Annotated in this window: 7 protein-coding genes; 2 read left to right on the top strand and 5 right to left on the bottom strand. The window is 72.9% G+C overall.

Annotation, left to right across the window (positions count from 1 at the left end; translation table 11 throughout):
- Positions 1-216: 216 nt before the first annotated feature.
- The gene (locus tag CR938_RS13605) at positions 217-522 is read right to left on the bottom strand and encodes an NHLP-related RiPP peptide (protein WP_162125514.1); all 306 of its coding nucleotides are present in this window, start codon (positions 520-522) and stop codon (positions 217-219) included.
- A gap of 67 nt (positions 523-589) precedes the next feature.
- Between CR938_RS13605 and CR938_RS13610 the strand changes: the two genes are divergently transcribed.
- Positions 590-1,756 (top strand): putative peptide maturation dehydrogenase, encoded by a 1,167-nt coding sequence (locus tag CR938_RS13610; protein ID WP_162125515.1) that lies wholly within the window; start codon positions 590-592, stop codon positions 1,754-1,756.
- A gap of 25 nt (positions 1,757-1,781) precedes the next feature.
- Here CR938_RS13610 and CR938_RS13615 read toward each other — a convergent pair whose 3' ends face one another.
- Positions 1,782-3,284 (bottom strand): YifB family Mg chelatase-like AAA ATPase, encoded by a 1,503-nt coding sequence (locus CR938_RS13615; protein ID WP_162125516.1) that lies wholly within the window; start codon positions 3,282-3,284, stop codon positions 1,782-1,784.
- 10 nt (positions 3,285-3,294) lie between these two features.
- Positions 3,295-3,564, bottom strand: a complete 270-nt coding sequence (gene ubiK / locus CR938_RS13620) for a ubiquinone biosynthesis accessory factor UbiK (RefSeq protein WP_162125517.1) — start codon at positions 3,562-3,564, stop codon at positions 3,295-3,297.
- A 178-nt stretch (positions 3,565-3,742) separates the two neighbouring features.
- Between ubiK and glnK the strand changes: the two genes are divergently transcribed.
- Positions 3,743-4,081 (top strand): P-II family nitrogen regulator, encoded by a 339-nt coding sequence (glnK, locus tag CR938_RS13625; protein WP_162125518.1) that lies wholly within the window; start codon positions 3,743-3,745, stop codon positions 4,079-4,081.
- 33 nt (positions 4,082-4,114) lie between these two features.
- Here glnK and CR938_RS13630 read toward each other — a convergent pair whose 3' ends face one another.
- Entirely contained in the window at positions 4,115-4,774 is a 660-nt protein-coding gene (locus CR938_RS13630; protein ID WP_162125519.1) for a BUD32 family EKC/KEOPS complex subunit, read from the bottom strand.
- 187 nt (positions 4,775-4,961) lie between these two features.
- Positions 4,962-5,822 carry a polyamine aminopropyltransferase gene (speE, locus tag CR938_RS13635; RefSeq protein WP_162125520.1) on the bottom strand — a complete coding sequence of 287 codons (861 nt, stop codon included), beginning with the start codon at positions 5,820-5,822 and terminating at the stop codon, positions 4,962-4,964.
- Between the last annotated feature and the right edge of the window lie 91 nt (positions 5,823-5,913).

Here is a 5,913-nt window from a genome sequence, read left to right on the forward strand (position 1 = left end):
GGCGAAGAACGCGGCGCAGGTGCTGACGCTGTTCGCGCTGTCGAACCTGTGGATGGCGCGCCGGCGTTTGTTGCCGACGACGGGAGCAGTGCGTCCGTAAGGCGGGGAAACCCGCCAAAAACCGCCCCGCACGGGCGAAATCCGGCTCGAAAGCGACGCCAGGCCGGCGCCACGATGCCGCAATCCGGGCGGCAGAGCGGGTTGTTCAGACCTTCCCTAGTCCGCAGCGCCGGTATCCAGCTGGATCGGCTGCATGGCCAGGGCCGAGGTGAGCGAGGCCCGTATTTCATCACGCGCGGCCGCGATGGCCTCCTTGGGCGCAAGCTGCCGCACCTTCAGCTGGCGCTTCAGCGTGGCCAGGTCGTCGGCATTGGCCTGATGCCCGGCCTGGATCAGGGCAGCGGCCGGGTCCCGGGCAAACAGGTCGCGGAACTGGTCGTCGCTGGCCAGCAGTTCCAGAAGGCGATCGGCAACCTCGGGCGTGAGCGGGGCCGGTCGGCCCCCGGGATTCTGGTTCGACATGGCGATTCCCCCTTGCCAGCGTGGCTGGGGGAGCTTACAGGAGCAAACGGGTTTTGGGGGGGCGCGAATGCGCGTGCGTCGCTGCAAGGTGGTCTGTTTCGAGCCGCGGGAAGAGGCCGTCTTCGACCTCGAAGGGCTGTTGGCCGGTGGTGACGGCGTGGCGCACCGCCGCCGCTGGCTGGCACTGGCGCCGCACCTGGGCCGGGAGGTCGAGGTTGATGCCGCGGCGCGTGATGCGCTGGCCGAGCTCAGCCCGGAGCGCTGGGTCGAGGCCGATGTGCTGCCGGAGCCCGTCCGCCAGGTGCTCCCGGCCCTGCTGGAGGTGGGACTGGCCATCAGTGACGCCCCCGGACACGCGCACATGCGGGCGCGTGACGAGGCGCTGCGCGCGACCTGGTGGCATCCCATGGCGGCGCTGGCCCACGGTCTGACCCGTTGGAGCGATGTGGACACCACCGTGGCAATGCGCCAGGCCGGCACGGAAACGGCCACGCAGTTGCGGAGGTTGCTGGGGCCGCCCCCGCCGGAGCGTATCGTCCCTCCGCACGCGGGCGATGCGGTGCCGCTGCCGCCCCCGGCGGAGACGTCCTTCGACCGGCTTCTGCGGCGCCGGGTCACCTGCCGCAACTTCGACCAGGCACGCCCGCTCCCCCTGTCCCTGCTGTCGCAGGTGCTGCACCGCGTGTTTGCCGCGCAGGGGCAGGTCCGCGTGACCACGGACACCGTGTTCCTCAAGAAGAACAGCCCGTCCGGAGGTGGCCTGCATCCGGTGGAGGCCTACCTGATCGTGCGCCGGGTCGATGGACTGGACAGTGGGCTGTACCACTACGATCCGGTGTCACATGTGCTGCGTCGGCTCCCCGATCCGGAAGAACCGCTGGATGGATTGGTGCTGCGGGCTTTGGCCGGCCAGACATGGTTTGCCGGTGCGCATGTACTGGCGGCGATGGCACCACGCTATGCGCGCAACTTCTGGAAATACCGCCACCACGCCAAGGCTTACCGTGCGGTGGTGATGGAGGCCGGCCACTTGTCACAGACGCTGTACCTGTCCGCCACCGAGGCAGGGCTTGCGGCCTACGTGACCTGCGCGATCAACGAGGCATGTCTGGACGCGGTGTTTGGCCTGGATCCCATGAACGAGGGCGTGCTGGCCATCTGCGGATTCGGCTGGCGCGCTCCGGTCATGGAGACCATGGAACTGGACCCGCAGGGCGCCGTCTGGGAGCCGTGAGGCGCGGCCGTTGCCGCGGGTGCCTTCAGCCTTCGCCGGCCGGGTCCGGCACGCGGTAGCCCAGCGCCTCGGCAAGGTGCGCGGTGGCGATGGCCTCGCTGCCCTCCAGGTCGGCGATGGTGCGGGCCACGCGCAGGGCGCGGTGCAGGCCGCGCGCGGTCAGGCGCAGGCGTTCGACGGCCTTTTCCAGCAGCGTCTGGTCGGCGCCGGAAAGGCGGCAATGCCGGGCCAGCGCGGCCGTGTCCAGATGGGCGTTGAGGGCGCCACGGGCCTGCTGGCGGGCGCGTGCCGCCTCCACCCGGGCGCGGATGGCGGCGCTGGGTTCGCCGGGCGGGGCGTCCGGGCGCAACGCCGCCGGCGGCAGCCGCGCCATGTGCAGGTGCAGGTCGATGCGGTCCAGCAGCGGCCCGGAGATGCGGTCGCGGTAGCGGCGGACCATGTCCGGGGTGCAGCGGCAGCGGCCGGACGGATCGCCGGCCCAGCCGCACGGGCAGGGGGTCATCGCCGCCACCAGCTGGAAGCGGGCCGGAAACTCGACGCTGCGTCCGGCGCGGGAGACGGGGATGCGGCCGGACTCCAGCGGCTCGCGCAGCCCCTCCAGGGCGGCGCGGCGCCATTCCGGCAGCTCGTCCAGGAACAGCACGCCGTTGTGCGCCAGCGAGATCTCGCCCGGGCGCGGCGGGCTGCCGCCACCGGCCAGGGCCACGGCGCTGGCGCCGTGGTGCGGTGCGCGCCAGGGGCGCTGGCGCCAGCGCGCCGGGTCCACGCCGCGGCCGCTGACCGAGGCCACCGCGGCGGTCTCCAGCGCCTCCTCCTCGCTGGCCTCCGGCAGCAGGCCGGGCAGGCGCGAGGCCAGCAGGGTCTTGCCGCAGCCGGGCGGGCCGCACATCAGCAGGTGGTGGCCGCCGGCGGCGGCGATCTCCAGCGCCCGTCGCGCCTGCGCCTGGCCGCGCACGTCGGCCATGTCCGGCACCGCCGCGGCGGCTGCGGCGGGGGCGGCCACGGCGCGTGGCAGCGCCTGGCCGCGCAGCCCGGCGCAGGCCTCCAGCAGGGTGCGCGCGGTGTAGGTCTCCGCCCCGCGCACCAGTGCCGCCTCGGCGCCGCTGGCGGCCGGCACCACCAGGCGGCGGCCGGCGCGCGCCGCGGCCACGGCGGCCGGCAGCACGCCGTCCACCGGGCGCAGTTCGCCGGTCAGGCCCAGCTCGCCGAGGAACTCGCAATCGGCCAGGGCGTCGCGCTCGATCTGGCCGCTGGCGGCCAGGATGCCCAGGGCGATGGGCAGGTCGAAGCGGCCGCCGTCCTTGGGCAGGTCGGCCGGCGCCAGGTTGATGGTGATGCGCCGCTGCGGGTAGACGAAATGGGCGCAGAGGATTGCCGCGCGCACCCGGTCGCGCGCTTCGCGTACCGCCGCGGCCGGCAGGCCGACGATCTGGGTGGAGGGCAGGCCGCCGGACAGGTGGACCTCCACCTGCACGGGCGGGGCGTGGATGCCGGCACGGGCGCGGCTGTGCACCAGCGCCAGGCCCATGGCCCGGGCGTCAGTGCGGGGCGGCGTCGCCGGAACCGCGCAGCCGCGCTTCCAGCGCCTCCACCGTCCGTTCCAGCGCCTCCAGCTTCTCGCGGGTGCGCAGCAGCACCGCACGCTGGACGTCGAACTCCTCGCGGGTCACCAGGTCCAGCCGCGCCAGCCCGGCCTGCAGCACGCCGCGGAAACCGGCCTGCAGTTCCTCGCCCGACTCGCGCAGGCCCGGCGGCAGCAGCTCGCCGAGGCGGCAGGCCAGGTCGTCGATGTGCTTGGGGTCGATCATGGGATCCTCCGGTGGACAGACAGTGTGCGCCGGAGGCGCGGGGCGCGGCATCGGGCCGCCGGGCTGGGCGCCGTCGGAAATCTCCGAGCGCGGGGCCTCATTGGACCGGAAGGCGCATCCGCGTGGCAAGCGCCGCACGGTATCCTTTTCCGGTGTGCATCCGTGGGAGAGTGCCGGAATGAAGATGGTCATGGCCGTGATCAAGCCGTTCAAGCTGGACGACGTGCGCGAGGCGCTGGCCAGCATCGGCATCGCCGGCATCACCGTCACCGAGGTCAAGGGCTTCGGCCGGCAGAAGGGCCACACCGAGCTCTACCGCGGTGCCGAGTACGTCGTGGACTTCCTGCCCAAGGTGAAGATCGAGGTCGCGGTCACCGACGAGCAGGTCGAGGACGTGGTCGAGGCCATCGTCAAGGCGGCGGCCACCGGCAAGATCGGCGACGGCAAGGTGTTCGTGTACGACCTGGGCCGGGTGGTGCGCATCCGCACCGGCGAGCTGGACGCCGACGCGCTGTGAGGCGGCGCACCCGCGGGCCGCGCCTGGCGCGGGTCAGGCGGTGCGGCCCTTGAAGCGGTGGTAGAAGCGCTTCCAGACGTCGCGCACCGCGGTCACCCAGCGCGGTGCGGCCATCACCGAGGCGTGGCGGCCGGCCAGGGCGCGGCCGGTGATGCGCTGCTCGATCTTCAGCACGTTGGCCAGGTCGCTGCGGCGCAGCTCGCGCAGCAGCGGGGCGCGGCGCAGCCAGCGCGGTACCCGCAGCGCGGCGGTGTAGTCCAGCAGGACCACGCGCTCGCTGTCCACCAGCACGTTGGCCGGATGCAGGTCGTTGTGGGTGTAGCCGTGGGCGTGCAGGCCGGCCAGCGCGCCGCGCAGGCGGCGGAGGGTGCCGTCGTCCCCCTGGCCTTCGGACAGCGGCCGGCCGGGCACGAACTCCATGGCCAGGGCCAGCCCGCCGACGCGGCCCATCAGCCGCGGCGCGTGCCGCCAGCCGCGCAGGCGGCGCAGGGTGCGTGCCTCGCGGCGCACCAGCATGCGCGCCAGCGGCGCCAGCGGGGTGCGGCGGTAGCGGCCGTAGTCCTTCACCACGGCCGGCACGCCGTGCATGGGCAGCAGGTACACGTCCGGCTCGAGCAGGCGCTCGCCTCGCTTGAGCACGCGCGTGGTGGCGTCTTGGGCCGGCATGCGCACCGGCAGCGACAGCGTGTTCATCGGCTTGGGGGCGCCGTCCCGCAGGACGGCGGTCGGCTGTGGGGGAGGGGGAGCCTAGGCCCGCGCCGGCGCGCGGAAAACCCCGGCGATCGCCCACTGCGTTGCAGGGGCGATAACATTCTTCTAACGGTCTGTTAAACAGGGCCTGTGCGGGGCGTCCGGGGACGCCCCACCGGTGGGCTGCCGTTCAGCCTCGGACGCCTTCCAGGGCCTCGGCCATGAACGGCGGGGTCGCCAGCGCGCCCCGGTGCAGGGCGGCGGTGTAGTAGCGGGTGGCGAACGGCTTGGCCTCGGCCGCGGCCTCGCGGAAGCCGAAGTCCCGGCCCTTGCGCGCGAGGGTCGCGCTCCACCAGCCGGTCGGGTAGCACGGCTGCGGGAACGGCAGGGTCTTGAAGCTGGAAAAGCCGGCCTTGGCCATCTCCGCGCGCATGGCGCGGATCAGCTCCAGCTGCGCCAGCGGCGACTCGCTCTGCTGGACCAGGATGCCGTCGTCCTTCAGGGCGCGGAAGCAGCTGGCGTAGAAGGCCTTGTTGAACAGGCCCTCGGCCGGGCCGACCGGATCGGTGGAATCCACGATCACCACGTCCACGCTGCCGGCCGGGCAGTTGGCCATGTAGGCCACGCCGTCGTCGAACAGCAGCTCGGCACGCGGGTCCGCATTGGATTCGCACAGCTCCGGGAAGTACTTCTCGGCCATGCGCGTGACCTGCTCGTCGATGTCGCACTGGGTCGCTCTGGCCACGCCCGGGTGCTTGAGCACCTCGCGCAGGGTGCCGCAGTCGCCGCCGCCGATGATCACCACCCGCTTCGGCTCCGGATGGGTGAACAGCGCCGGGTGGCTGATCATCTCGTGGTACAGGAAGTTGTCGCGGCTGGTGAGCATCACCGCGCCGTCGATCAGCATCAGGTTGCCCCAGTCGGTGGTCCTGTAGATCTCGATCTTCTGGAACGGCGACTGCACCTCGTCGAGCTTGGCCTCGATCCGGTAGCCGATGGCCGAACCGGTCGGCCCGAAATGCTCGATGTACCAGTTGTCCTGGGTGCTCATGGCGGTCCTCGTGGGGCGGCGCGGGGGGCGCCGCGGGGGGAGCCTGCGGCGGCCGCCGGGCGCGTGGCCGCCCACAGCCGCGCCGTCCAGC

Origin of the sequence: Pseudoxanthomonas taiwanensis (assembly GCF_010093135.1) — a bacterium.
GTDB classification, from domain to species: Bacteria; Pseudomonadota; Gammaproteobacteria; order Xanthomonadales; family Xanthomonadaceae; genus Pseudoxanthomonas; species Pseudoxanthomonas taiwanensis.